Origin of the sequence: Halorubrum sp. SP9, from assembly GCF_005435015.1 — an archaeon.
In the GTDB taxonomy this organism is placed as follows: Archaea; Halobacteriota; Halobacteria; order Halobacteriales; family Haloferacaceae; genus Halorubrum; species Halorubrum sodomense.
This window is the reverse complement of the sequence record NZ_SGXU01000063.1, coordinates 1-3,617: the sequence shown is the minus strand read 5'-3', so window position 1 is coordinate 3,617 and position 3,617 is coordinate 1. Positions and strand designations below refer to the sequence as shown.

The following is a 3,617-nucleotide window of genomic DNA, read 5'->3' as shown; positions in this document are numbered from 1 at the left end:
TCGAACAAGCTCTCAAACAGTGATCCCCGCGCCGTCATCGGATTCAACAAAGCAGATCGTTCAGATTGTACTTGTTGTGGCGCTTGTCGTTCTTGTCTTCCGGCAACGCGACGCATGAACCACTCAACCTAGTATTAAATTAGAGGATGAGGCGGACAACTTTGAGTGCCTATGCCAGAGTTCGACCGCCTCAGCGAACGTATTATGTGGGTTGACTTGTCGTTTGTGGAATGAGAACGATCTCTGCGGTGGGCGATTAGAGTAGGGATCTGCTGTCATTTGGCTGGTACAGTCTGTCGCCGCAGTGACCGCTGCTAATACCCGCGCATTCTCTGAGGCGTTGTCCCTGAGTGAGACCCAACGGCGAACTGTCGTCGTCCGTGGATTTCACGTCCCAGATAGAGTACTCGATGTGGTGTCGCAGTCAATACTGTGTGACACCACTATACGACCTTGCTAGCGTGAGCCGCCGAAGTCGGACTCGGCATCCGCCGCTGCGACGTACGCATCATTGACGGGTGGTTCTCGCCACGTACGAAGCGTCCTGCGAGGCGGCCGGGTTCAGTAAGCGGGGGCAGTGAGTCTGTATAGAGATCCTTGACCGTGAGGATCCAGATATCAAGTATCTGGGAAAGCATCCACGCCCGGTTTGTTACGCCCCACGCAACGACGAGGACAGGCATCGCCTCGGCGAGCCCCTCCGATACGGTGATCTTGTACTGCCCGTTCGCCCCCTGACTAACTCTCGTTTTCGCCATCTCCGTATAAGCCTGTAGTTAGGCCTATTCTTAGTCCTCATACTGGTGTTCAGAAAACCCCCGTTTCCTGAACACCTTGCCCGGTACACAATCCGCTTATCTGTAGAAGATCGTTGATGGCTTGCCTTCTTGCGGTGTGATGAATTTCTCACGAGTTCACGGGCTACTTCGAGGGGAGAGGGAGCGTCTGACACTGTTTGGGAGCTGATCCGGTTGTTGAAACCGGCCCAGCAGTGCTCCTTCGCTTCAAAATTAGAGACTCTGTGACTTATAGCTCAGGCGAGCGAGGCGAAAGTACTGTTCCGGGACAGCAGCGTGACCGTATGTCCCGCAGGGGTTGAGGTCGGAGTCTCCAGCTTGTATTATGCTGATCCGCCGACCCACTATTCGTCGGCCTGCTCCTTCTCCCTCACGAGATTGGGAGCTTCGAAGTCCACGACCTCGTCGATATCTGTAGTGACCCAGATCAAGAAGCGGTTTTCGGATTTGACGATTCCATTAACCCCTTCGCCATTAACGGTTGTTGCTTGATCCACGTCTTCTGGAGCCACGTCGCGGACTTGGAACAGTTCATCAACCATCCAGCCGACGGCACCGCTCCCATCGGTCTCGTCGTCGTCGAACACCACAATCCGTTCGCGGGGTCCTTTCTCGTCGATCGAAAAGAGTGTCTTCGGATCAACAATCGTTGTCGTACGTCCTCGCAGGTCCATTACGCCTTCAACGTGGTCAGGGGAATTAGGGATCCGCGTGAGCTTGCCGGCGTCAACGATTTCGTCGATGATCCCGATATCCAGACAGTACGTCCCGTTGCCCAAGCCAAACTCCAGCACTTTGGTGGGTTCAGCTTCAGTTTTTGTGACTGACATAAAGAGTCTGTGGTGAAGACACAAATAACTGTACCCCTAAAATTATTAGCTTTGATTGCCAGACCCGTAAAATCGTCTTGACTCCCACTCTTCTCGTGGAGGTTGTTGGCACGGGTTCCCTTTATAAACCTCACTCAGTAGGTAGTCGGCAGAGCTACTGTGGTACGAGATATCTCACAGAAGTGGTGTATCTCGAAATCGCAAGAACTCTCTCCATCAACAATGTGCTATACAAGAACAAATCAAACATGATAATCCTCAGAAAGTGTTATAGAACTGGTGGCAAAGTAACAGGTAATGACTCTCGTTTCGGAACAACAGATTCAGGTTCTCCACGTTGACGATGAGCCGTCTCTTACAGACCGGACTGCGACGTTTCTCGAACGTGAGGATGATAAATTCACTGTTGAGACAGCAAACAGCGGTAACGAGGTTCTAGAACGGGTTGATAGTCACCTACCCGACTGTATTGTCTCGGACTACAACATGCCCGGCATGGATGGCTTAGAACTCTTACAAGGTGTCCGTGAGAACAATCCAGACCTCCCGTTCATTCTCTTTACCGGCAAGGGCAGTGAAGAGGTAGCCAGTGAGGCGATCTCTGCCGATGTAACAGACTATCTTCAGAAGGGAACAGGTTCAGAGACGTACGAACTCTTGACCAACCGAATTCGGAACGCGGTCAACACCCGACGTGAGGCCGAGCGCGCTGACAGACAGGAAGAACTGATGCGCCTGACAGAGTTTGCGGGCAACACCGGCGGGTTCGAATTCGACAGAGAGAGTGGTAGGGTCTTGCTGACCGTTGGTGCCCGTCGAATTATCGAGCGTCCCAACCTAACTGAAATCCCTGTTGAAGAGGCGATAGAATTGTTCCACCCGGATGACCGCGAAGAAGTTCAGCAGGCACTCGAGAAGGGTTTCGAAGCAGGTGATAAACTACGAGACACGTGGCGACTCCATCCAGGCGGCAGCGACGAGCGTCTCTTGGACGTTACGATCACTCCAGTCGTGGAATCTGGAGAGCAGGTAACGAAGCTCCGTGGGGCAGTCAACGACATCACTGAGAAAAAAACACGTGAACGACAGTTAACCGAACTGAACCGGGCTACACAGGCACTCCTAGAGGCAGAAACCAGACAAGAGGTCGCTGATATTGGCGTTGAGGCTGCCAGTGATATCCTCAATTTCAAGGCAAATGCTATCCACATCTCCGAAGCTGACGACACTCAGCTGGTTCCCGTGGCACAGACGGATGATCTAAACTCGCTCATCGGAAATATACAACCACTTCCTGTGACGGACAGTATCGCGGGACGAGTCTACCGCGACGGCGAACCAGCAGTAATAGCAGATGTACAGCAAGATTCGGACAGCCACAACACCGGAACTGATCTCGCTGGTCACTTATATCTGCCACTTGCTGATCATGGGGTACTGATCGCTGGCTCCGAGAAGCGAGCAGCCTTCGATCAACAGGACACCGCGCTCGGAGAACTACTGGCAGGGAGTCTCATAGCAGCACTTAATCGCGTCGAACACGAGCAGACTACTCGCCAACGACAGCAGGAACTCGCGCTGTTATTCGAGGAATCCCCACTTGGGGCCGTCCAGTGGGACAACACATTCCGATTCGAACGGCTGAACGCACGGGCTGAAGAAATCCTTGGATATGGTGAGCAAGAGATACGCGGCGAACCATGGAAGACGATTGTCGCCGCCGATGACCATGACAAAATTGGCACTGTCGTCGAGAGCCTCCTCAATGCCAATGGCGGAGAACACGCACTCAATCGGAACGTCCGAAAGGACGGCGAAGTATTCACCGGTGAGTGGCACAGCCGTGTTGTTACCAACGCAGAAGGGGACGTACAGTCGGTCTTTTCAAAGTTTCAGGACGTCACCGAGCGCGAGAACCGCAAGCGAGGATTAGAATGCTGTGTTGAATAGATGCTGAGTCACGGTTACAGCGGCTCACACAGTGGTTCTA

Annotated in this window: 2 protein-coding genes; one reads left to right on the top strand and one right to left on the bottom strand. The window is 53.0% G+C overall.

Features of this window, described 5'->3' with window-relative positions; translation table 11 throughout:
- Positions 1–1,141: 1,141 nt before the first annotated feature.
- Positions 1,142–1,627 carry a chemotaxis protein CheW gene (locus EXE45_RS16185; RefSeq protein ID WP_137694925.1) on the bottom strand — a complete coding sequence of 162 codons (486 nt, stop codon included), beginning with the start codon at positions 1,625–1,627 and terminating at the stop codon, positions 1,142–1,144.
- Between the two features lie 297 nt (positions 1,628–1,924).
- Here EXE45_RS16185 and EXE45_RS16180 point away from each other — a divergent pair, with 297 nt between their 5' ends.
- Positions 1,925–3,577 (top strand): response regulator, encoded by a 1,653-nt coding sequence (locus EXE45_RS16180; RefSeq protein ID WP_137694924.1) that lies wholly within the window; start codon positions 1,925–1,927, stop codon positions 3,575–3,577.
- Positions 3,578–3,617 lie beyond the last annotated feature (40 nt).

Excerpts from the sequence above, each read along its gene's own strand:
- EXE45_RS16185 (WP_137694925.1), bottom strand. The coding sequence starts at position 1,627 with ATGTCAGTCACAAAAACTGAAGCTGAACCCACCAAAGTGCTGGAGTTT.
- EXE45_RS16180 (WP_137694924.1), top strand. The coding sequence starts at position 1,925 with ATGACTCTCGTTTCGGAACAACAGATTCAGGTTCTCCACGTTGACGAT.